Consider the following 20706-nt stretch of genomic DNA (forward strand, 5'->3'; position numbering starts at 1 on the left):
TCATAGTGCCAACCCCAGCAGCGATCGCTGCAATGCCTCGTCTGCGGCCAGTGCGGCCATGCTGCCCGCATGCACCACCTGGCCGTTGTCCATCACGGCCACGGTGTCACCCAGCCGCTTGGCGAAATTGATGTTCTGCTCGACGAGCAAAATCGTCACGCCGCTCTTCTTGAGCTGGTCGAACGCCTCGATCATGTTGTTGATGATCGCGGGCGCCAGGCCCTTGCTGGGCTCGTCCACGATGAGCAGGTCGCGCGGCTCGACGATGGCGCGGCTCACGGCCACCATCTGCTTTTGCCCGCCCGAGAGCTTGCCCGCAGGCTGGTTCCAGAACTTCTCCACCGCAGGGAAGAGCTTGAAGATCCATTCCAGTCGGGAGCTGTCCATCTGCGCGGCGTTCTTGGCATTGCGCGCGGCCAGCAGCATGTTCTCCTTGACCGTGAGGTCGGCGAAGATGCCCATGTTCTCGGGCACATAGGCGATGTTCATGCCCGCGATCTGCGGGGTGTTCAGCGCCGTGATGTCGCGGCCACCGAAGTGGATGCTGCCCTGCGACGCATGCCACAGGCCCATGATGGTGCGCAGCGTGGTGGTCTTGCCGGCGCCGTTGCGGCCCAGCAGCATGGTGAGCTGCCCCTTGGGTACGGCCAGATCCACGCCGTGCAGGATGTGGTATGCCCCGATGTGGGTGTGCACGCCCTTGAGTTCGAGCAGGTTGTTGGTGGTGGTCATGCAGTGGCCTCCTTGGTGACGCCCAGGTAGGCTTCCTGCACCACGGGCGAGGCGATCACCTCGGCCGGTGCGCCGTCGGCCACCAGGGTGCCGTTGGTCAGCACGATGATGCGGTCGGCCAGCTCGCGCACCACGTCCATCTTGTGCTCCACCAGCAGGATGATCTTGGTCTTGTCCTTCTTGAGTTCGCGGATCAGGTTCAGGATCACGGGGGCCTCGTCATGGCTCATGCCAGCCGTGGGTTCATCGAACATGTAGACCTGCGGCTCCAGCGCCATCAGCAGCGCCACTTCGAGCTTGCGCTGGTCGCCGTGCGGCAGGCTGGCCACGGGGGTGTCCTGCCGGTCCAGCATGGCCACGGCCTGCAGGATGGCGCGGGCGCGGTCCGTCAGGTCGCGGTGGTCGCTCCAGATGCTCCACAGGTTCAGCCCCCGGCGGTGCTTGCCCTCTTGCGTAGCCTGCACGGCCAGGCGCACGTTCTCCAGCACGCTGAGGTTGGGGAACAGGTTGGTGAGCTGAAAGGCCCGCCCCAGGCCCGCATGCGTGCGCGCCGAGACCGACTGGCCCGTGAGGTCTTGCCCGCCCAGGGTCACGCTGCCCGCGCTGGCGCGCAGCTGCCCCGAGATGAGGTTGAAGTACGTGGTCTTGCCCGCACCGTTGGGGCCCACGATGGCGGTCAGCGTGCCAGGCTCGAAGGAGCAGGTCACGGCGTTGACCGCCACATGGCCGCCGAAGCGGATGGTCAAGTCCTTGGTGGACAAGGTGCTCATGGGAGGAAGGTCGCTTTCACAGGTCGTCGTCTTTCAGGGGTGCCGGGCGCCCTGCCCTTTGTGGTGCCAGGGCGCGCGGCGTTCAGCGCATTGTCAAGGGCAGGTGCCGATGACGTAGTAGTTGGGGCTGGTCTGTTTCAAGGTCTTGGTCACGAACACGTTCCACAGCCCCATCGCCTGGTTGGATCCCAGCGCAAAGGTGTAGCCGCCGGCCACGTACGCGCGGCCCGCCATGGTGTGGGCGTAGTTGCTGGCCGTGGTGCAGGTGGCGCCGCCGCCAGGCGCTGCCAGGGTGGTGCCGCTGGCTGCGGCCGATGTGGCGCCTTCGGCGCCATTGCCATCGGCGGCGCGCACCGTCCAGCTGTAGCTCGTGGATGCGGCCAGGCCGGTGTCGGTGTAGCTGGTGGCGTTCACCGGCAGGGCGTTGACCTTGTTGGCATTGCGGTACACGTTGTAGCTGGCAGCGCCCGAAACGGCGCCCCAACCCACCACCATGGAGCTGGCCGTGGCGCCCGAGGTGTTCACGCCCGTGGGGGCGGGCAGCGCGGGGTTCGTGGGCGGGTTGGTCGTGCCGCCGCCGCTTGAGACCTGGTCCACCATGGCCTTGATGGCCACCATCTGTGGGCCGGACTTCTTGGCGTAGTTGGCGTTGTCATAGCCCCACCAGTCAAAGCAGCTGTTGGTCGCCGCCAGGCTGGTCTGCGGGTAGAGCATCACGATGTTGTTGGTGTCGGCCCAGCGGTTGTAGCCGGTGTTGCGCACGTACTGCTGCTGCACGTCGCTCACGTTCTGCTTGCAGCCGTGCAGCACCACATGCAGCCGGCAGGTCGCCGTGCCGCCGGCCTGGCAGGCCTGCGGGATGTAGGCCCAGCCCGTGGTGGCCATGCCGTGATTGGTGATGAACTGGTTCTGGTTGAACTCGACGTAGTTGCCTGCCGGCAGCGTGGCGTTGTTGCGCGCGTTGAGCGTGCCGTACAGGTGCTGCAGCATGGCGCCGGCCAGGTCGAAGTTGCAGTCGCTGATGTAGGGCGCGCCCTTGGTCGAGCAGCCGTTGCCATAGTCGTCGGTGACCATCGCGTGCTCGGCCGCGATGTCCTTCTTGTAGACCACGTTGGCGGCCGGCACGAAGCTGTTGTAGTAGGTGCGCAGCGCGTCCATGGATCCGGTCTTGACCACGCTGTCGAGCGTGCCCGAGAACAGGTAGACCTTGGACGCCTGCAGGTTGGCCACGGGGTCGATCAGGCCCTGGCTGGCCCAGGTGTTGGTGGTGTTCACCAGCGTGCTGGTGGGGATGCTGGCCGGGGTGACCATGCAGCGCCCGGTGGCGTTGACGATGGAGCCCTCGGCACAATAGAACGGCCCGCCCGCGACCACACCGGCACCCTTGGCAAAGGTGGCCGAGTAGGCCACGTGCAACTGCACGGCCATGAAGCCGCCAGCCGACAGGCCCGACACCGTGGTCTGCGTCTTGTCGATCTTGAGCTGCGGCAGGTTGACGGCAGCGGATGCGCTGCCGGCAGCGCACAGCGCGATGGCAGCACCTGCTGCGGCCGCCCGGATGAAGTTGAAAGCCATGTTGTCTTGTCTCCAAATAATTTTGAGAAAGTCTGACCCAGCCCCCGTGTAAATCCGGGGGTTCATGCATCAATTCACTGGAAAAAAAGGGGCGGCCGCCCCCGCGGGATGGATCCCCGCTGGGCTGAACGGACGTCAGCCAGCGGGGCCACGCAAACCGTTTATCGCTTGTTGCGAATCGGCACTTGCATCTCTTCAGGCTTGATCTCGCGCACCAGCTCGGGCACGCCCCAGGCAAAAGCCGGGTCCACCTTGATCTTGAAGTGGTACATGCTCTGCATGGCCTGGTGGTCTTCCTTGCGGAAGGTCATCTTGCCCTTGGGGGTCTCGAAGCTCATGCCCTCCATGGTCTTGATGAGCTTGTTGGTGTTGGTGTCGCCGTTCGTCGCCTTGAGGGCCGTGACCAGGGCCATGGCCGAGCTGAAGCCGCCGGCGGTGAAGAAGTCCGGCGGGGTCTTGAACTCCTTGTAGTGCGCGGCCACCAGGGCCTCGTTCACCGGGTTCTTGGGGATGCCGAAGTAGTAGTAGGTGGCGCCTTCCATGCCCGGGAAGTTCTTGTACGCAGCCATGGCCGGCAGAATGTTGCCGCCCGTGGCGATCTCGATGCCATAGCGCTTGAGGTCCATGTCTGCGATCTTGAAGGGGTTGCCCGCGCCGGCCCAGATGATGAAGATGACCTTGCGGCCGGGCACGTCCTTGAGCTTGTCGATCAGGCGCTGGGCACCGGCGGTGAAGTCGGTGGTGGTCGTGGGCAGGTACTCCTCGTGGGCCAGCTTGGCGTTCTTGAGCGCGTCCTTGAAGGCCTTCACGCCATCGCGGCCAAAGGCATAGTCCTGTGCCAGCGTGGCCACGGTCACGCCGGCCTTGTCGATGGCCACGGCGTTGGAGATGGCGTCCTGGCTGCTGTTGCGGCCGGTGCGAAAGATGTACTTGTTCCACTTGTCGCCGGTGATGGCGTCCGCCACGGCGGGCTCCACCAGCAGGATCTTCTTGTACTCTTCGGCCACGGGCAGCAGGGCCAGAGCGACGCCCGAGGACGTGGGGCCCACGGCGATGTCGGCCTTGTCGTCCGAGTAGGCCGAGGCCAGCAGGCTCTTGCCCAGGTCGGGCTTGCCCTGGTCGTCCTTCTCGATCACGACGAGCTTCTTGCCATTGACGGTCATGCTGCCGCCGGTGGCGTAGTTCAGGCCCATCAGCAGGCCGGTCTGGGTCTGCTTGCCATAGGCTTCGAGCGGGCCGGTCTTGCTGTAGATGTGGGCGATGCGGATCTCGCCGGACTGGGCGAACGCGGGTGCGGAAAGCGTGGCGGCTGCGGTAACGGCGGCGGTGGCGAGTGCGACCAGGGTGCGACGGTGCATGGCGATGTCTCCTTTGTAGTGATGCCTGAACATTGCACAGTTCATGCCAGCGCACAAGCTGTTGATTTGCAAGAAACTTTTGCTGACACCTGCACGGCAATGTCTAAATTTTATACAGTTAATTTGTCTGAATTTCAGGCATTTGCCTGAAATTTATTCAGGGTTTTCCAGACGTCCATAGAGCGTGGCGCGCGAGATGCCGAGCTGCCGCGCCGTGGCCAGCTTGTTGCCGCCGTGGGCTTTCATGGCGGCGGCGATGGCGCGCTGCTCCAGCTCGGCCACCTGCTCGGCCAGGGGGCGAAGATAGCGCGATGCGTCCTCGGCCTCGGCCACCACCACGGTGGTGGTGTCCTGCACCGGGGCGGCGGGCTCCACGCCGGCCTCGCGCAGGATGCGCTCGAGCTGCGCGGCGTCGATGGACTGGCCTTCGCTGCGCATCACGGCCTGCTCGATCACGTTGCGCAGCTCGCGGATGTTGCCGCGCCAGGGCTGGCCGGCCAGCAGGGCCATGGCATCGGGCAGCAGCTCGGGCGGCGGCGTGCCATTGCGCAGCGCCAGGTCGTCGCCCAGCGACTCGACCAGCGCCGGGATGTCGCTGCGCCGCGCACGCAGCGGCGGCACGCGCACGGGCAGCACATGCAGGCGGTAGAACAGGTCTTCGCGAAAGCGCCCTTCGCGCACCTGGGCCGCCAGGTCACGCGAGGTGGCCGCCAGGATGCGCACGTTGAAGGGCACCAACTTGTTGGAGCCCAGGGGCTCGATCTCGCCTTCCTGCAGCGCGCGCAGCAGCTTGGCCTGCAGGCTTTGCGGCATGTCGCCGATTTCATCGAGGAACAGCGTGCCGCCATCGGCCAGCTTGAACTTGCCGTCGCGCCCCTTGGCCGACGCGCCGGTGTAGGCCCCGGGCGCCACGCCGAAGAACTCGGCCTCCAGCAGCGTGTCGGGCACGGCGGCGATGTTCACGCTCACAAAGGGACCGCTGGCGCGGCTCGACGCCGCATGGATGGCGTGGGCCAGCAGTTCCTTGCCGGTGCCCGTCTCGCCCAGCAGCAGCACCGGGCTGCTCGACTGCGCCGCGCGCCGCGCCTGGCGCTTGACCTCGGCGGCGGCGGGGCTAGAGCCGATGAAGCTGGCAAAGGTGTACTTGGCGCGCCGCTCACCATCGCCCGCCACCGCCAGGGTGCGCCGGCGCTGGCTAGCCAGCTCGCGCCGTGCATCGTCCAGGTCGCGCTGCAGCAGCGCGAACTTGCTGATCAGCGGCTGCAACGTGGTCTCGGGGTGGTCGAACAGCACGATGCCGATGGCACCGATGACGGCGCCCGCATCGTCGCGCAGCGGGATGCGGCTGACCACGAAGGTGCCGGCCTTGTTGGTGAGCAGGTCGATCAGCACCGGGTTGCCCGTCTCCAGCACGCGGCGCATGCCGGTGTTGGGGATCACCTCCTCCACCATGCGGCCCACAAACTGGTCCACGGACGAAAAACCCAGGTCGGGCAGGAAGCGCTGGTAGCCCTCGTTGACCCAGACGATGCGCCCGCTCAGGTCCACCAGGAACATGCCCTGGCTGACGCTGGAGAACAGGTGGAACATGGACCGCGCCGCGAGTTCAAGGATGCCCTGGGCATCCAGCGGCAGTGCGGGGGCGTCGTCGATGAGCAGGGGCATATGCGGATGGTAGCGCGGCGCCACCACCCGCCATCGGCAGCCTCACCCCTGCGCGCACGGTCATTCGGGCGTGGTAGCGGTCTCCACGGCCTGCACGCCACTCACCGCCCGCAGGCCGCGCGCCATGCGCAGCACCACCACGGGCTGTGCCTTGTCGACCGCACCGGCGCCCAGCGGCTGGTCCATCAGGATGCAGGGCTTGCCGGTGCGCCGGCAGTGGTCCTGCACGCGCCAGTATTCGTCGTGGCTGATGCAGCCCGTCTGGCAGATCACGAGGTCGGCCGCAGCCAGGCTGGAGGCCAGTGCCGGATTGTCGGTGCCGTCCACGGCCGCAGCCGGGGCCGGCGCAATGCCTTGCTCTTGGGGGGCCGCCGCCACCGCCTGCAGGCGCCAGCGCAGGCACTCGCGCGAGAGGCTGGCAATGCGCTCGGCCAGCGCTGCAATGTGCCGCGCCATGTCACGGCGGCGCCTGAGCCCCGGTTGCGCGGCCTGCAGCTGCGCCAGGTCGTCCTGCGCCAGGGCCAGCCGCGTCTCGCGCACCACCACCGCCGCCCGCAGCCGCACCACCTCGGCCCGCAACTGCTCCAATTCACCGGCCTGTTCGGCCAGGGCGGCACTGCAGCGCGTCTGCGCCTCACCCAGCTGGCGACACAGCACCAGGAACTCCTCGGACAGGGAATGCATGCACCATCCTTCTTAATAAGAATGATTCGCATTTTATGGTATGATTCAGCCGTCTGAGCAAGCCACCTGGTGGGGGATACCGGGGTAGCAGACCCCGGTATCTGGCTTGCGAAGTTTGCTGGGCGGGCCAGGCCAAGGTGTACCCAGGACCATCCAGGTACACCAAGGTCTGCCCGCCGCCCCTGCAAGCCAGGGGCGTGCGCTGCAGCAGCGGCTTCTGCGCAATGCCCCAGGGGCAATGCTCCATGCAGAGCTGGCTGGGACGTGGCTGTGATCCTTGACCAGACTCACGGCAACGCTGCGTCGAAGAAGCAAAAAGCATGTGCGCGCATGCCAGGCCCCCGACCTTATCGCCCACGCACGGCCATGCTGCGATGGACAATGGCGCCCAGCGAATTGCCCCCTCCTCTCCCGCTTTTGGGGGATATCGCAGCCCATCGTCTTGCGCTTCAATCCTGTCGATGCCTCGGTTCATGCAATGCCATGGACCGATCCGCTCCCTGGCTACCCCAAGCCCCTGGCGATTGGGTTGGCATCCGGGATGCACACCTCCTTCGACGCAGCAGCTGTTACGCCCGAACCGTGATCACCGCCTTGTTTGAATTCACACGCGCCAGCGCGCGGGCAGCCCCCACGGGCGTGACGGCATCGACCGACGCACACGCCGTGCTCCTCAATTGGTCGATGGCACCCGAGCGTTCATTCCATCCGGTTCTGGACCTTCCCGACCTGTTGGTGGCCTCTCTCACCTGGGACGAGCGCAACGATGCCGCATCCAGAAACGACCTCGACTCGTGGTGCCACAGGTTGGGCATCTCGGTGTCCTCCGCACTGCGTATGGCACTCAATGACGAGCAAGATCCCGTGGACCTTCTGTCTCCCAATTAGGCGCTGAACAGAACACCATCAACAGGACCCAGGGGCAGACGGGCGGGCGAGACCCTGCTGCCGCCAGCGGGGCGCTGCTCACCCCCTTGGCACTTGCATGGGGTTCACGGGTTGCTGCGGTTGATGAAGTTGTCGGGGCTGCGGTCGCCGAGCTTGGGCAACAGCCTGCTCGGAGCGTAGGGAAACTCGGGCGGCTTGCGGGCCACGATGAAAAGCCGGATGTCCTTGCCCCGGGTGCCGTGCCGTTCGGCGGCAACGATGTCCATGCCCTGCCGGGCAATGGCCGAGTGCAGCCCTGGCCCCTCGAAACTCAGCACGTGGGGCGCCTTGCCGATGGCGCGCATCAGCGGCAGCGCAAGCCAGGGGATGAGCGGGTTCATCTCGGCGATGCAGGGCGTCTTGGAGATCAGCAGGCCGCCGGGCCGCAGCGCCTGCATCGCCAGTTGTAGCGTGTGGTCGAGATCGCTCACCAGCTGCAGCACGCTGAAGGCCAGCACCACGTCGTAGTTGCCCTGCCCGAGCCCTGGCGCATCTGCGTCGGCCACCGCGAAGCTCAGCTGCGGCACCGGCTGGGCCGCCAGCTTGCCCTGGGCGATGGCGATCATGCCGGTCGAGACGTCGGTCGCCAGCAGGCGCCGGGTGAAGGGCGCCAGACGCAGCGCGGTGGAGCCTGTTCCACAGCCGATCTCCAACACATCCTGCTCGGCCGACAGCAGGGCCTGCACGCGCTGCAGCGTGGTCTCATAGCCTGGCATGTCGGCAATCGGATCGGCCGCGTACTTGGGGGCGATGCGGTCCCAGAAACGGGCCTTGCGGGCAGTCGACGCGTTCGCTTGCGGGGGTGGCGGTGCGCCGGCAGGCTCAGCGGTGGTGGTGATGGGCATAAAGTGCGGCAACGGTCTTGCAATGGACAGCACTGGATGCTATCCATGCACTTCACCCTGGGGAATTGCCGCAAATTGCAGTGAACATATACATTTATGCATGGATAAATTGGACTGGAACCAGCTAAGGGCGTTTCTGGAGACAGCCGAAACCGGCTCGCTGTCGGCCGCCGCCCGCAAGCTCGGCCTGACCCAGCCTACCCTGAGCCGCCAGGTTGCCGCCATCGAGCAACGCATGGGCGTGACCCTGTTCGAGCGCGTGGGCAAGGCCATGGCGCTGACCCCCACGGGGCTGGACCTGCTGGAGCACGCCCGTGCCATGGGCGCGGCGGCCCAGGCCCTGGGCGTGGCGGCCAGCGGGCGCTCGCAGGCGGTGGGCGGCGTTGTGTCGGTGTCGGCCAGCGATGCCGTGGCCTCGTACCTGCTGCCTCCGCTGGTGCGGCGCCTGCGCGAACAGGAGCCAGGCATCAGCATCGAGGTGATTGCGTCCAATGCGTTCAGCGATCTGCTGCGCCGCGAGGCCGACATCGCCATCCGCCATGCCAAGCCCGAGCAGCCGGAGCTGATCGCCCGCCTGATCCGCGATGCATCGGCCTGCTTCTATGCGTCCGAAGACTGGGTCAGGACCCACGGCCACCCGCGCAGCGCTGAAGAGGCAGCCGCTCTGCCCTTCGTGGGCTCGGACCGCTCAGGCCAGTACCTGGGCTACCTGCGCCAGCACGGCTTGCCCCTGACCGAGGCCAACTTCAGCTGCTACGCCGACCACACGGTGGCCCACTGGGCACTGGTGCGCCAGGGCATGGGCATCGGTGCCATGATGGACGAGATCGCCCAGGCCACGCCGGGCATCGTGCGCGTGCTCAATGACGTGCCGCCCGTGATCTTCCCGATCTGGCTGGTCACCCACCGCGAGCTGCGCACGGCACGGCGCATCCGGGTGGTTTTCGAGGCGCTGGCGCAGGGGCTGCAAGAGGGATGCACGCCCTGAGCCGTTCCACGCCCTCGCACGCCGATGAAAAAAGGGCGGCACCGCAGAAAATGCCGTGCCGCCCCAACTACCCAAAACAGGTTAGCCCTCAGCCCGCAGCTGTGCCCCCCTCGGCCGCCGCCTTGCGCGCTGCCCAGCGGCGCGCCACGCGCGGCAGGATCAGCACGGCCAGCACGATGACCATCAGGGTCAGCGAGCCTGGGCGCTCCAGGAAGATGGTCCATTTGCCTTCGCCGATGGCGACCGCATTGCGCATCTGCGCTTCGGCCAGAGGGCCCAGAATCATGCCCACCACCACAGGGGCGGCCGGGAAGTCGAAACGGCGCATGACCACACCCAGCAGGCCGATGGCGTACAGCAGCACCAGGTCGAACGCACTCTGGCGCATACCGTACACGCCCAGCGTGGCAAACACCAGGATGCCTGCGTACAGGTACGACTTGGGGATCTTGAGCAGCTTGACCCACAGGCCCACCAGCGGCAGGTTCAGGATCAGCAGCATGACGTTGCCGATGTACATCGACGCGATCAGTGCCCAGACCAGTGCACCGTTGCTGCTGAACAGCTGCGGGCCGGGCTGGATGCCGTAGTTCTGGAACGCGCCCAGCAGGATGGCCGTGGTGTTGGACGTGGGGATGCCCAGCGTCAGCAGCGGGATCAGCGTGGCCGTGATGGCCGCATTGTTCGCAGCCTCGGGGCCGGCCACACCTTCGATGGCGCCGATGGTGCCAAACTCTTCCTTGTGCTTGCTCAGCTTCTTCTCGGCCGCATAGCTCAGGAAGGTCGGTATCTCGCTGCCGCCCGCCGGCACGGTGCCGAACGGGAAGCCGATGGCCGTGGCACGCAGCCAGGCCGGCCACGAGCGGCGCCACTCTTCCTTGGTCATGTGGGTGCTGGTCAGCGTGTTCTGCGTCTCGGCGGTCTTGCCCTCGTACATCACGTTGTACAAGGCCTCGCCCACGGCGAACAGGCCCACGGCGATCAGCACCACCTCGATGCCGTCCATCAGCTCGGGCACACCTGCGGTGTAGCGCGCCTGTGCGGTCAACTGGTCGATGCCGATCAGGCCCAGGGCCAGGCCGACGAACAGCGCCACCATGCCGCGCAGCGTGCTCTTGCCCAGCACCGCACTCACCGTGGTGAAGGCCAGCACCATGAGCATGAAGTACTCGGGTGGGCCCAGGCGCACGGCGTACTCGGCCACCACCGGCGCAAAGAAGGTCACCAGCACCGTGGCAATGGTGCCCGCCACAAACGAGCCGATGGCCGCCGTGGCCAGCGCCGCACCGGCGCGGCCGTTCTTGGCCATCTTGTTGCCCTCCATGGCCGTGACCATGGACCCGGCCTCACCGGGCGTGTTGAGCAGGATGGAGGTGGTCGAGCCACCGTACATGGCACCGTAGTAGATGCCGGCAAAGAAGATCATCGACGCGGTGGCTTCCACCTTGACGGTGATGGGCAGCAGCATGGCCACAGCCACGGCCGGCCCAATGCCAGGCAGCACGCCCACGGCCGTGCCGATGATGCAGCCGACGAAGGCCCACATCAGGTTGATGGGGGTGGCCGCAGTGGCGAAGCCCTGCAGCAGAAGGTTCCAGGTATCCATGGTGTGCAGGCTTTACAGCCACCCCGTGTTCGTGAGGCCGGGCAGATTGATCGCCAGCAGTTGGGTAAACATCCAGAACACCGGCGCGGCCACGGCCACACCGATGAGCAGGTCCTTGATCCAGGCCTTGGGGCTCAGGTCGAGCTTGTCTTCAGCGCTCTTGAAGCCGCGCACCGCCAGCACGAAGCACAGCGCACAGCTCAGGATGAAGCCCAGCGTGGTGATCAGCATGGCATTGAGCAGCAGCCCCGCAGACACCCAGATGAAGCCCTTCCAGTGGGCGCTTTCGTCGCCCGAGCCTTCCTCCAGGTCGCGAAAGCCCCCGGTGCGCGCATGCACCACGCACAGAACGCCGCAAATCACCAGCACCACGGCCACGACCCAGGGAAAGAAGTTGGGGCCCACGCCGCCATAGCCCGCCTCGGAGCTGATGGAGGTGGCACCATAGGCCAGCAGACAGCCCAGCAGCAGCGTGCCGGCGCCGATAACGGTCTGAAGGACTGCCGAGCGAGAGGAATGTTGTGTCATGTTTTTATCCCGCAAAAAGGGCGGCGCGCCCAGCACTGTTGCCAGCACCACATGCGCGCCGCCCAGAGGGTGCGAAGAGGATGGAAGGAGCCCCGGCCGCCAGGCCCGGGCAAAACCTCAATCCCCGGTCAGATCATCCCGGACTTGGCCATCGTGGCGCGCAGGCTGGCGAACTCGGCGTCCACGAAGTTGGAGAAGTCGTCGCCGGCCAGCCATGCGGGCGTCCAGCCGTTCTTCTCCATCGCATCCTGCCAGGACTTGTGCTTGTAGGTCTTGGACAGCGCGTCCACCAGCTCCTTGCGCTGCTCGGCGGTGATGCCAGCCGCGCCGTAAACGCCGCGCCAGTTGCCGATTTCCACATTGATGCCCTGCTCCTTGAGCGTGGGCACGTTCACGCCCTTCAGGCGCGTCGCCGACGTCACGCCCACGGCGCGCATCTTGCCGGCGGTGATGTACTCGGCAAACTCGCTGTAGCCGCTTCCGCCCACAGTGACGTTGCCGCCCAGGATGGCGGCGGTGGCCTCACCGCCCCCACGGAAAGCCACGTAGTTGATCTTGGATGGATCCACACCCACTTCGCGGGCGATCATGGCAGCCGCGATGTGCTCGGTGGACCCACGCGAACCACCGCCCCACTTCACGCTGCCGGGGTCCTTCTTGAGCTGGTCGACCACATCCTTCATGGTCTTGAAGGGCGAGCTGGCGGGCAGCACGAACACGTTGTACTCGCTGCTCAGGCGCGCCAGCGGCGTCACCTTGTCCAGGCCCACCGGCGGCTTGCCGGTGATGATGCCGCCCAGCATCACCGCGCCCATGGTCATCAGGGCATTCGGGTCGCCCTTGCTGGCGTTGGCGAACTGCGCCAGGCCAATGGCACCGGCGGCGCCGCCCTTGTTGTCATAGTTGACCGAGCTGGCCACACCTGCGTCCTGCATGGCCTTGCCCAGGGCACGGCCTGTGGTGTCCCAGCCACCGCCGGGGTTGGCGGGGATCATCATCTTGATGGCTGCAGCGGCCTGGGCGGTCAGCGGCAAGGCGCCGGCTGCCGCCATGGCGGCCAGGGACTTGAGGAAGGTATCGCGACGCATTGGTGTCTCCTTGTGTGATGGGCGAACCTGTCGATGATGCGCGCCCTGCCTGTCAAACGGCTGTCCACAATCCTAGGGAAAACACTAGGTAACCAGAGGTTGCATGCTACCGGCGCTTGAGAGGAAAAACTGAAAGCCGGGACCCGTGCACAGCCGTTGCCACAGTGATATGGTCCCGCGCATGAAACTGCTTCTTGTCGAAGACGACCCCACCATGCAGGCCACGCTGCACCGCGCCCTGAGCCGCCGCGGCATGGAGGTGACGCCCGTGGGCGATGGCCGCGCCGCTCTGGCGCAGTGGGCCGCGCAGCCGCCCGATGCGGTGGTGCTGGACCTGACCCTGCCCGGCCTGGACGGCCTGCAGGTGCTGCAGCAGGCGCGCACGCGCGGGCTGCGCACGCCGGTGATCATCCTCACGGCGCGCGGCACGGTGGGCGACCGCATCATGGGCCTGAACTCGGGCGCCGACGACTACCTGCCCAAACCTTTCGATCTCGACGAGCTCGAAGCCCGCCTGCGCGCCCTGGTGCGCCGCAGCGCCGACCCGGTGGCCAGCAATGCCCTGCCGCCCAGCGTGCAGCAGATCGGCGCCATCCGCTACGACACCAACAGCGGCGCCATCTACCTGGGCGGCGAGGTGATGGAGTTCACCCCGCGCGAACTGGCGCTGATGCACGCGCTGCTGGCCCAGCCCGGCCACGCGGTGACCAAGGAGCGGCTCTACGAGCTGGTCTTCCCGGGCCAGCTCGACGTGCAGTACGAGGCCATCGAGGTGGTGGTCTACCGGCTGCGCAAGAAGCTCACCGGCACGGGCCTGACGCTGATGACCCTGCGCGGCCTGGGCTACCTGCTGCGCACGGATGCATGACATGACGAAGCCCCCCGGCGAGCCCCGCACGCCACCGACGCCGCGGCCCCACTCGCTGCGCCGCCGGCTGCTGCTGGGCATTCTGCTGCCGGTGGTGGTGTTCATCACCTACAACACCATCAGCGGCTACCAGCAGACCCTGGCCTCGCTGACCACCGCCTACGACCGCACGCTGCTGGCGTCGGCCAAAAGCATCAGCGAGCAGCTGGACGTGACCGGCTACGACGAGGCCGCGCACCTGCGTGCCATCGTGCCCTACTCCGCGCTGGAGGCCTTTGAGGCGGACAACAAGAGCCGCATGTACTACCGTGTCTCCAACCTGCAGGGCGGCCTGATCTCGGGCTTTGACGAACTGCCGCTGTGGAAGGGGACCATCCCCGCGCGCCCGCCCTATGCGGCGCTGGTGGACTTCTACGACGACACCTTCCGTGGCATGCCGGTGCGCGTGGCTGTGCTGCTGCAGCCGGTGGCCAGCTCCAGCGGGCGCGCCATGGCCGTGATCCAGGTGGCCGAGACGCTGGAGGTGCGCGAGACCCTGGCCCTGCAGAACCTGCGCAACACCCTGTTGCGCCAGGCCCTGCTGATCGCCGTGATCGGCATCACGGTGGTGCTGGTGGTGCAGCGCGCCACCCAACCCGTGCGCCAGCTCAGCCGGGAGCTGCAGGCCCGCCACGAAGGCGACCTGAGCCCCATCACCGCGCCCGCCGCGCCGCGCGAGCTGCAGCCCCTGATCGAGGGCACCAACGAATTCCTGCAGCGCCTGCGCCACCTGTTGCGCCACCAGAAGCGCTTTGTGCGCGATGCCTCGCACCAGCTGCGCACGCCGCTGGCCGTGCTCAAGACGCAGGTGCAGTCGGCCCTGCGCGGCGACATGCCGGCCGAGCAGGCGCTGCACGAGATCCGCGACACCGTGGACCGCGCCACCCAGTTGGCCAACCAGATGCTCGCGCTGGCCAAGGTGGAGCAGTTGCGCCAGCAGAGCGCGCCACCCGTCACGCGCTTCGACGAGATCCTGCGCGGCGTGGCGCTCGACATCTCGCCCCTGATCGCCCAGCGCGACCTGGACTTCGGCATCCACACCGATGCCGCGCCCATCCAGGCGCACGAGTGGATGCTGCGCGAGCTGACCCGCAACCTGCTGCACAACGCCGTGCGCCACGCACCGCCGGGCAGCGAGCTGTCGGTGGAGCTGCGCACCGATGGGCGCCATGCAGCGCTGACGGTGAGCGACCAGGGCCCGGGCATCGACGATGAGCTGGCGCTGCGCCTGTTTCAGCCATTCTCGGCCGGCGACGTGCGCACCGGCAGCGGCCTGGGCCTGGCCATCTGCCAGGAGATCGTGCTTGCGCTCTCGGGCACCATCTCCTTGACCAACCGCACCCAGGCCGGCCGCGTGCTGGGGCTGGACGCGGTGGTAAGGCTACCCCTGGCCCACAACATGGGCATGCCGGACGCGGCACAATCTCCCGCATGACCCCCACTGAGACGATGCGCCTGGACAAGTGGCTCTGGTGCGCCCGCTTTTACAAGACCCGCGGCCTGGCCACCGAAGAGATCGGCAAGGGCCGCGTCACCGTCAACGGCCAGGCCGCCAAGCCGGCACGCGATGTGCGCCCCGGCGATACCGTGGCCCTGCGCCAGGGCCCCGTGGCCCGCACCGTGACCGTGCGCGCCCTGAGCGGCGCGCGCGGCCCCGCGCCCGTGGCCCAGCTGCTGTACGAGGAAACCGCCGAGAGCATCGCCGCGCGCGAGGCCGCGGCCGAGCAGCGCCGCCTGGCCCCCGAACCCGCCGCCGCGCAGCAGGAAGGCCGCCCCACCAAGCGCGACCGGCGCAATATCGAGCGCGTGAGCGCACCCGACTGGGGCAGCCGCTGGAGCGCGTCGATCGACGAGTGAGCCCCGAACGAAGGCCCCGCCTACAGATACTTGCTGCGGACCATTTCGATGGTCTGCGAACACAGCGAGGGGTCGCCGTCGGACAGGGAAGGCAGTTCCACGCAGGTGGACAGCGGCATGCGGAAGGGGTCGCTCCGGTTCTGGTCCACCGCGACCATGCTGCCGTCTTCCGTGCGCACGTGGTAGCGCGTGCGAAACGATGGGGTGGGCGGCCGGTCCATCGCCGAGCCCGCCACCGCACCCAGCACGCCCGCGAGCACCTGCATGCCGGCCGAGTAGTTGTTGCCCGGGCGAAACGCCCGGTCGACATACGCGGCCTGGCCCAAGACACCGCCGAGCACCGCCCCGCCCGTGGTGCCGGGCGTGGACTCATCCACTGTCTGGGCGTCCGCAATCCAGCCGTACCGGCCCGCGTGCAGCAGCTCCACCCTCCACTTCGACGAAATGGCCAGGCGCTCATCGTCCGCCAGGCCTGCCCAGATGGCGGGCTTGATGCGGGCGATCCGCCGCATGGATTCTGGTACGGGCCCACGGTAGACGGGATCGAAGGGCTCGGCCGACACGGGAAGGGTGGGCGCATAGCTGAGCGCCCGCTCCGCCTGCCGCACGGATTGGTTGAGTGCCAGGATCTCGTAGCCCAGCAGGTCCGCGTCGGCGGCGGTGGGGTCGGCCGTCAGGCGGGCCCGCAGCAGGGCACGGCGGACGCTGGCATCTTCCAGTTGCCTTTCCAGCACCTCCCATTGAATCGTGGGCGGCGCAGCCCAGGCCGCCGGGAACATCCCCAGCAGCGCCACGCACCCGCACAAGCCCACCCGCCCGAATCGCCGCATTTCTGCCTCGCTTTGCCCCACGCCAACCGCAGCGCGGTACTGCGCATCATACAAATCCTGCGCACTGCGGACGCTCAGTGTCGTGGCCCCTAGAATTGATCGTCCAGACAGCCCCGCCACCTTGCCGCCCATGCCCCACAACGTCCCTTGGCGCAGCGCCGTACCACTTGCCCTGGCAGTTGCCACGACCCTGGTGACCGCACAGCCGTCGGACCTGCTACTGGAGGCCTGCAACCGCCTGCCCGATGCAAAGAAGCGGTTGGCGTGCTTCAAGGAAGCCACCAGGAGGCCTGCGGATGCATTGACTACGGCCACGCCCACACCTTCGCCCGCATCCACGCCTGCCGCGGCACCCAACCCGGCGCCCGCACCCACCACAGCGCAGCTCCCGCCTCTGCCCCTGGCCGAAGCAGTGCGCCTGTGCACGCGGCTGATCACCGTGGCCCAGGGACGCGAGGCCGAGGCCACCGAAAGCGCCGAAGCCTCGTCGGCCAGCGAAATGTCCGTGACCTGGCCCGCGCTGTCCGGCAAGAAGCCGGTGTACTGCAACCTGGGTCGTGCAGATCACCGGATCACGTCCATCACCAGCAACGGCAAGGTGGCCAGTGGCGCCCTGCTCGACAGCATGCACGCGCGCACCACGCAGCGCGAGGAAATCCAGGCAGGCAACTACGCCCGGTTCCTCGCTGGTGCCACGAAGGCCCTCACCTCCCGGATGCAAGACCCCGACGCCGCCCAGTTCCGCAACCTGTTCGTCAGCGATGGCCCACTGCACATGCTGTGCGGCGAGATCGATGCACGCAATGCGTTCGGCGCGTACGAGGGGTTCCGGCGCTTCTACGCATCGGGCGATCCGGAATTCCACGCCATCGAAAGCCGCAAGACGACCCGGGTGTTCGAAGCCACCTGGGCATCGGTGTGCGCGCGCAAGATGGCGGATATTGCCGCGTTCTGAGCCGGCAACTACCCGGCAGCCAATACCAGCCCGATGCGCGTGACGCCCCCGGCCGAGCTGGCCACCGCGCACCCGCCATGCATGCGGGCAATCGCATCCGTGATCGCCAGGCCCAGGCCGTGGTTCTTCTGGCCATGGCTGCGCGCAGTGTCACCCCGAAAGAAACGGTCGAACAGCCGCTCCAGCACCTGGGGATGCACATCGGGGCCGGTGTTTTCCACCACCAATTGCACGGCCCCTGCAGGCTGCTGGGCAATGCGCACCCGCACCGCACTGCCCGGTGCGGCGTAGCGCGTGGCATTGCCGATCAGGTTGGACAGGGCGCGGTGCAGCAGCGGCACGTCGAAGTCGCCTGCGGCATCGCCCACGACCTGCAGGGTGAGCCCCGCATCCTGCAGCGCAGCCTCGTGGTAGTCGGCCACCTGCGCGGCCACGGCGGCCAGGCTGTCCACCGGCGCGCGGCGCGCTCGGGCGCCCCGATCGGCTTGCGAGAGGAACAGCATGTCGCTCACGATGCCGGTGAGGCGGTGCAGCTCTTCGAGGTTGGACGACAGCACCTCGGCCACTTCGGCCACTTCACCCCCGCCTTGCGGGCCATGGTCCCTGCCCTGCCTGCGCAGGGGCAGCTCGTTGCTGGCCAGCAGGGTGGCCAGCGGCGTGCACAGCTCATGCGCCACGTCGGCGTTGAAGCCCTCCATCTGCGCATAGGCCTTTTCCAGCCGGCCCAGGAGCGCGTTGAACTGCTCGACCAGCGGCTGCAGTTCGGCCGGTTGCCCTGTGCCGTCGAGCCGCTGGTGCAGCGTGGAGGCAGACAGCTGGCGCGTCTGCGTAGCCATCTGCCGCACGGGCGCCAGGCCCAGGTGCACCAGCGTGAAGCCACCCAGCGAGACGACCACGGTGCCGGCCAGGGCCGCCAGCACCAGTGTGACCGCCAGGCGGCCGAGCAGTAGATCGTCGGGCTGCACATCCATGCGCAGCTGCACCTGGAGCGTGGCTGCGGGCTGCGATGGCGCGGCGGCCGCACGGGCCACTTCGAAGCGCAGCTCGCGCCAGGCCGCAAGGGGCCTGGCATCGGGCGCCGGTGGGTACACCTGCTGCCCATCGGGCCCGGTGACCTGCAGGCGGAAGTTCTCATGCCCGGCGAGGAAGTCATCGAGCGCATGCCGGCCCTGGGGCATGGAGGCGGCATGCCCCTCTTCGCTGCCCAGCAGGTGCCGCAGGATGCCCTCTTTCTGCCGCAGTGCATCGTCCTGCCGCGCCCCGAAACCTGCAGCCGTGACCAGGTAGACCACCAGGCAGACAGCGCCCAGCCCGGCAAAGCTCTGCACCGCCAGCCACCACGAGAGCCGGCTGCGCAGCGAGCGAAGCGGCGCCTGCGCTGGCGCGCCCACCCTCATGGCGCGCGCTCCTCCAGCACATAGCCCATGCCGCGGATGGTGTGCAACAGGGGCGCAGGGAAGGGTACGTCCATCTTGCTGCGCAGCCTGCGCACCGCCACCTCGACCACGTTGGTCTCGCTGTCGAAATTCATGTCCCAGACCTGCGAGGCGATCTCGGTGCGCGAAATCACTTCGCCCGGGCGGCGCAGAAACAGCGTGAGCAGCAGGAACTCCTGCGCCGTCAAGGCCAGTGCCTGGCCAGCGCGCGTGGCCTTGCGGCGCAGCAGATCAAGCTCCAGGTCAGCCAGCCGCAGCAGCGCCGCAGGCTGCCCCGCCGGCACGCCGGCCTGGCCACGGCGCACGATGGCCTCGATGCGGGCCACGAGCTCCGAGAACGCAAAGGGCTTGACCAGGTAATCGTCCGCCCCGGTCTGCAGGCCACGCACGCGGTCGTCCACGCCGACACGGGCAGTGAGCATGAGCACAGGGGTCTGGCGCGTCTTGCGCAGTGCGGCCAGCAGGCTCAGGCCGTCGATGCCGGGCAGCATCACGTCGAGCACCAGCGCGGCGTAGTCGCCCTGCAGCGCCAGGTGCAGGCCATCGACGCCGTCGTGCGCCACGTCGACCACGTGGCCCGCCTCGGTGAGCCCCTTGCACAGGTACTGCGCGAGCTTGACCTCGTCCTCGATAAGCAGGATTTTCATGCCCGGATTGTCGAAGAACCGGGTCTGCACGCGGATTACAAATTCGTCATCTGCGCGTGGGGGTTTGGACGGTGGTGGCTTTCTACAGTGAGGTCCATTCACCCAACCAACCGAAAGGATACAGACCATGACCACCGCACGCAAAGCCCTCCTCCTGTCGCTGGCCGCCCTGACCATCGCGGCCCCCGTTCAAGCCTCGGCGGTGTACCACCCGGCCGGCGGAGAGATCGGCTACACCCGGCACCCCGACCACCAGCCGGCCAGCAACCGCCAGCGCAGCGAAGTGCTCGGCGAGATCAAGGCCGCCCGCAAGGACGGCACCCTGGCCCTGCTTTCGCGCGGCATGGCACTGCCAACGCCAAAGACGGCCCCTGCCAAGACCCGGGAGCAGGTGCAGGATGAATACCTCGGCATGACCGACGCCGAGAAGCGGCGCCTGCAGGAGATGCATGGCGCGGGCGGTTGAGCCACCGCAGCGCGCGGTTGATGAGACGTCACGTCCCCGCAATGATGTGCGCCACGTGCGTGAAGATCTGGATACTGTAGGCTTGGCTGGGGTGCACGATGTCGCCGGTGACGCCGTCCCAGTCGCTGATGGTCACGCCGTTACGGACGTCCACATAGGGGTAGTCCTGGTAGGCACAAGTCTGGCGCAGCAGCTCGGCCACGGCGGCGATGCCGGACACCCTGGCCAGGTAGCCCGAATCCCAGAAGCTCGTGCCCAGGGGCTCGTAGGCATATGAAGAGGCCACGTTCACGTCGATCACGCCCACGAAGCCGAAGGCCTTGCCGGCCAGCGTGCAGATGGATGCCACGCGCTTCACGTTGGCGGGCAGGACTTCGGGGTCCGCACTGTCGTTGCCGCCCAGGTTGATCAGCACGGCCCCCGCATCGGTTGCCGCCAGCAGGTCGGCCAGGGCGATGCCGCCCGGTAGCCCGGCCAACGCACGCTCGGCAGGGTCATCCGAGAGCAGCAGCGCGAAACTGGCGCCCGGCATGGAATGGTCGTAGCAGAAGTCATAGACCGCCTGGGCGGTGTTCAGGGTTTGGCGCGGCGGGACGGCCAGGCGCCCCGCGCCCTGAGCGCCGTAGAGGACCGAGTCTCCGATGAGCATGGCTTTGATCATTCAGGTTCCTGCAAAAACGCCGCGATGGGACAAGGGAGGCGTACAGGACCTGATTGAACTGCAAGGCGCGCAGAAAAGTTGTGAGAACCTGTTTTTTTGGGTGCCGGACTCCGGTGCCGGCCCGGCCGCAAAAGCCGGGCGAGCCGGTCAGTGCAGCCCACCGCAGGCGCTCGCCTGACGG

General features: G+C 67.4%; 22 protein-coding genes. 8 read left to right on the forward strand and 14 right to left on the reverse strand.

Going from position 1 to position 20706, the window contains the following annotated elements; all coding sequences use genetic code 11:
- The 6 genes from ASE31_RS07915 to ASE31_RS07940 all read right to left on the reverse strand — a co-directional run bounded on the left by ASE31_RS07915 (position 1) and on the right by ASE31_RS07940 (position 6784).
- Entirely contained in the window at positions 1-732 is a 732-nt protein-coding gene (locus ASE31_RS07915; protein WP_057201020.1) for an ABC transporter ATP-binding protein, read from the reverse strand.
- Positions 729-1502: an ABC transporter ATP-binding protein gene (locus ASE31_RS07920; RefSeq protein WP_057201022.1), complete on the reverse strand. Its 774-nt coding sequence runs from the start codon at positions 1500-1502 to the stop codon at positions 729-731. The genes ASE31_RS07915 and ASE31_RS07920 overlap by 4 nt, the downstream gene beginning before the upstream one ends.
- Positions 1503-1595: 93 nt before the next feature.
- Positions 1596-3077 carry a PHB depolymerase family esterase gene (locus ASE31_RS07925; RefSeq protein ID WP_057201024.1) on the reverse strand — a complete coding sequence of 494 codons (1482 nt, stop codon included), beginning with the start codon at positions 3075-3077 and terminating at the stop codon, positions 1596-1598.
- Between the two features lie 161 nt (positions 3078-3238).
- Positions 3239-4435, reverse strand: a complete 1197-nt coding sequence (locus ASE31_RS07930) for a substrate-binding domain-containing protein (RefSeq protein ID WP_057201079.1) — start codon at positions 4433-4435, stop codon at positions 3239-3241.
- 153 nt (positions 4436-4588) lie between these two features.
- On the reverse strand, positions 4589-6100 hold the full coding sequence (locus ASE31_RS07935) for a sigma-54-dependent Fis family transcriptional regulator (protein WP_057201080.1): 1512 nt from the start codon (positions 6098-6100) through the stop codon (positions 4589-4591).
- Positions 6101-6160: 60 nt separating this feature from the next.
- Positions 6161-6784, reverse strand: a complete 624-nt coding sequence (locus tag ASE31_RS07940; protein WP_057201026.1) for a DUF2325 domain-containing protein — start codon at positions 6782-6784, stop codon at positions 6161-6163.
- Positions 6785-7366: 582 nt separating this feature from the next.
- Between ASE31_RS07940 and ASE31_RS07945 the strand changes: the two genes are divergently transcribed.
- A complete protein-coding gene (locus ASE31_RS07945) occupies positions 7367-7672 on the forward strand; it encodes a hypothetical protein (RefSeq protein ID WP_057201027.1) in 306 nt (101 codons plus the stop codon).
- Between the two features lie 104 nt (positions 7673-7776).
- On the opposite strand, the gene ASE31_RS07950 is transcribed toward ASE31_RS07945, so the two are convergent.
- On the reverse strand, positions 7777-8556 hold the full coding sequence (locus ASE31_RS07950) for a class I SAM-dependent methyltransferase (RefSeq protein WP_057201029.1): 780 nt from the start codon (positions 8554-8556) through the stop codon (positions 7777-7779).
- 100 nt (positions 8557-8656) lie between these two features.
- On the opposite strand from ASE31_RS07950, the gene ASE31_RS07955 reads away from it, so the two are divergent.
- Positions 8657-9544, forward strand: a complete 888-nt coding sequence (locus tag ASE31_RS07955; RefSeq protein WP_057201031.1) for a LysR family transcriptional regulator — start codon at positions 8657-8659, stop codon at positions 9542-9544.
- Between the two features lie 88 nt (positions 9545-9632).
- Here ASE31_RS07955 and ASE31_RS07960 read toward each other — a convergent pair whose 3' ends face one another.
- From ASE31_RS07960 to ASE31_RS07970, 3 genes are all read right to left on the reverse strand, one after another.
- Entirely contained in the window at positions 9633-11150 is a 1518-nt protein-coding gene (locus ASE31_RS07960) for a tripartite tricarboxylate transporter permease (protein WP_057201033.1), read from the reverse strand.
- Positions 11151-11162: 12 nt separating this feature from the next.
- Entirely contained in the window at positions 11163-11678 is a 516-nt protein-coding gene (locus ASE31_RS07965; protein WP_057201035.1) for a tripartite tricarboxylate transporter TctB family protein, read from the reverse strand.
- A 128-nt stretch (positions 11679-11806) separates the two neighbouring features.
- Positions 11807-12766: a tripartite tricarboxylate transporter substrate binding protein gene (locus ASE31_RS07970; protein ID WP_057201037.1), complete on the reverse strand. Its 960-nt coding sequence runs from the start codon at positions 12764-12766 to the stop codon at positions 11807-11809.
- A 169-nt stretch (positions 12767-12935) separates the two neighbouring features.
- Between ASE31_RS07970 and ASE31_RS07975 the strand changes: the two genes are divergently transcribed.
- From ASE31_RS07975 to ASE31_RS07985, 3 genes are read left to right on the forward strand one after another with little or no spacing between them, the layout of a single operon-like run.
- Positions 12936-13634, forward strand: coding sequence for a response regulator transcription factor (locus tag ASE31_RS07975; RefSeq protein WP_179679136.1), 699 nt, complete (start codon positions 12936-12938; stop codon positions 13632-13634).
- A 1-nt stretch (position 13635) separates the two neighbouring features.
- On the forward strand, positions 13636-15108 hold the full coding sequence (locus ASE31_RS07980; protein ID WP_057201038.1) for a sensor histidine kinase: 1473 nt from the start codon (positions 13636-13638) through the stop codon (positions 15106-15108).
- Positions 15105-15530, forward strand: a complete 426-nt coding sequence (locus tag ASE31_RS07985; protein WP_057201040.1) for an RNA-binding S4 domain-containing protein — start codon at positions 15105-15107, stop codon at positions 15528-15530. Before ASE31_RS07980 ends, ASE31_RS07985 begins: the two co-directional genes overlap by 4 nt.
- A gap of 20 nt (positions 15531-15550) precedes the next feature.
- Here the strand turns inward: ASE31_RS07985 and ASE31_RS07990 are convergent, their stop codons facing one another.
- On the reverse strand, positions 15551-16324 hold the full coding sequence (locus ASE31_RS07990) for a hypothetical protein (protein ID WP_057201042.1): 774 nt from the start codon (positions 16322-16324) through the stop codon (positions 15551-15553).
- Between the two features lie 166 nt (positions 16325-16490).
- On the opposite strand from ASE31_RS07990, the gene ASE31_RS07995 reads away from it, so the two are divergent.
- On the forward strand, positions 16491-17315 hold the full coding sequence (locus ASE31_RS07995) for a hypothetical protein (protein WP_057201044.1): 825 nt from the start codon (positions 16491-16493) through the stop codon (positions 17313-17315).
- 8 nt (positions 17316-17323) lie between these two features.
- On the opposite strand, the gene ASE31_RS08000 is transcribed toward ASE31_RS07995, so the two are convergent.
- Together ASE31_RS08000 and ASE31_RS08005 are read right to left on the reverse strand one after the other, a co-directional pair.
- On the reverse strand, positions 17324-18712 hold the full coding sequence (locus tag ASE31_RS08000; protein WP_057201046.1) for a heavy metal sensor histidine kinase: 1389 nt from the start codon (positions 18710-18712) through the stop codon (positions 17324-17326).
- Positions 18709-19398, reverse strand: coding sequence for a heavy metal response regulator transcription factor (locus ASE31_RS08005; protein WP_057201048.1), 690 nt, complete (start codon positions 19396-19398; stop codon positions 18709-18711). Before ASE31_RS08005 ends, ASE31_RS08000 begins: the two co-directional genes overlap by 4 nt.
- A gap of 127 nt (positions 19399-19525) precedes the next feature.
- On the opposite strand from ASE31_RS08005, the gene ASE31_RS08010 reads away from it, so the two are divergent.
- Complete coding sequence (locus tag ASE31_RS08010) at positions 19526-19864, forward strand: hypothetical protein (protein WP_057201050.1); 339 nt, start codon at positions 19526-19528, stop codon at positions 19862-19864.
- A gap of 28 nt (positions 19865-19892) precedes the next feature.
- On the opposite strand, the gene ASE31_RS08015 is transcribed toward ASE31_RS08010, so the two are convergent.
- A complete protein-coding gene (locus tag ASE31_RS08015) occupies positions 19893-20513 on the reverse strand; it encodes an SGNH/GDSL hydrolase family protein (protein ID WP_157412402.1) in 621 nt (206 codons plus the stop codon).
- On the opposite strand from ASE31_RS08015, the gene ASE31_RS31490 reads away from it, so the two are divergent.
- The gene (locus ASE31_RS31490) at positions 20506-20703 is read left to right on the forward strand and encodes a hypothetical protein (protein ID WP_235514342.1); all 198 of its coding nucleotides are present in this window, start codon (positions 20506-20508) and stop codon (positions 20701-20703) included. The two genes, ASE31_RS08015 and ASE31_RS31490, sit on opposite strands and share 8 nt — an antisense overlap.
- Positions 20704-20706: the final 3 nt, after the last annotated feature.

It is taken from the genome of Acidovorax sp. Root217, from assembly GCF_001428645.1.
GTDB lineage: Bacteria > Pseudomonadota > Gammaproteobacteria > Burkholderiales > Burkholderiaceae_C > Acidovorax.

Excerpts from the sequence above, each read along its gene's own strand:
- ASE31_RS07915 (WP_057201020.1), bottom strand. The coding sequence starts at position 732 with ATGACCACCACCAACAACCTGCTCGAACTCAAGGGCGTGCACACCCAC.
- ASE31_RS07920 (WP_057201022.1), bottom strand. The coding sequence starts at position 1,502 with ATGAGCACCTTGTCCACCAAGGACTTGACCATCCGCTTCGGCGGCCAT.
- ASE31_RS07925 (WP_057201024.1), bottom strand. The coding sequence starts at position 3,077 with ATGGCTTTCAACTTCATCCGGGCGGCCGCAGCAGGTGCTGCCATCGCG.
- ASE31_RS07930 (WP_057201079.1), bottom strand. The coding sequence starts at position 4,435 with ATGCACCGTCGCACCCTGGTCGCACTCGCCACCGCCGCCGTTACCGCA.
- ASE31_RS07935 (WP_057201080.1), bottom strand. The coding sequence starts at position 6,100 with ATGCCCCTGCTCATCGACGACGCCCCCGCACTGCCGCTGGATGCCCAG.
- ASE31_RS07940 (WP_057201026.1), bottom strand. The coding sequence starts at position 6,784 with ATGCATTCCCTGTCCGAGGAGTTCCTGGTGCTGTGTCGCCAGCTGGGT.
- ASE31_RS07950 (WP_057201029.1), bottom strand. The coding sequence starts at position 8,556 with ATGCCCATCACCACCACCGCTGAGCCTGCCGGCGCACCGCCACCCCCG.
- ASE31_RS07955 (WP_057201031.1), top strand. The coding sequence starts at position 8,657 with ATGGATAAATTGGACTGGAACCAGCTAAGGGCGTTTCTGGAGACAGCC.
- ASE31_RS07960 (WP_057201033.1), bottom strand. The coding sequence starts at position 11,150 with ATGGATACCTGGAACCTTCTGCTGCAGGGCTTCGCCACTGCGGCCACC.
- ASE31_RS07965 (WP_057201035.1), bottom strand. The coding sequence starts at position 11,678 with ATGACACAACATTCCTCTCGCTCGGCAGTCCTTCAGACCGTTATCGGC.
- ASE31_RS07970 (WP_057201037.1), bottom strand. The coding sequence starts at position 12,766 with ATGCGTCGCGATACCTTCCTCAAGTCCCTGGCCGCCATGGCGGCAGCC.
- ASE31_RS07975 (WP_179679136.1), top strand. The coding sequence starts at position 12,936 with ATGGTCCCGCGCATGAAACTGCTTCTTGTCGAAGACGACCCCACCATG.
- ASE31_RS07980 (WP_057201038.1), top strand. The coding sequence starts at position 13,636 with ATGACGAAGCCCCCCGGCGAGCCCCGCACGCCACCGACGCCGCGGCCC.
- ASE31_RS07985 (WP_057201040.1), top strand. The coding sequence starts at position 15,105 with ATGACCCCCACTGAGACGATGCGCCTGGACAAGTGGCTCTGGTGCGCC.
- ASE31_RS07995 (WP_057201044.1), top strand. The coding sequence starts at position 16,491 with ATGCCCCACAACGTCCCTTGGCGCAGCGCCGTACCACTTGCCCTGGCA.
- ASE31_RS08000 (WP_057201046.1), bottom strand. The coding sequence starts at position 18,712 with ATGAGGGTGGGCGCGCCAGCGCAGGCGCCGCTTCGCTCGCTGCGCAGC.
- ASE31_RS08005 (WP_057201048.1), bottom strand. The coding sequence starts at position 19,398 with ATGAAAATCCTGCTTATCGAGGACGAGGTCAAGCTCGCGCAGTACCTG.
- ASE31_RS08010 (WP_057201050.1), top strand. The coding sequence starts at position 19,526 with ATGACCACCGCACGCAAAGCCCTCCTCCTGTCGCTGGCCGCCCTGACC.
- ASE31_RS31490 (WP_235514342.1), top strand. The coding sequence starts at position 20,506 with ATGAGCATGGCTTTGATCATTCAGGTTCCTGCAAAAACGCCGCGATGG.
- ASE31_RS08015 (WP_157412402.1), bottom strand. The coding sequence starts at position 20,513 with ATGCTCATCGGAGACTCGGTCCTCTACGGCGCTCAGGGCGCGGGGCGC.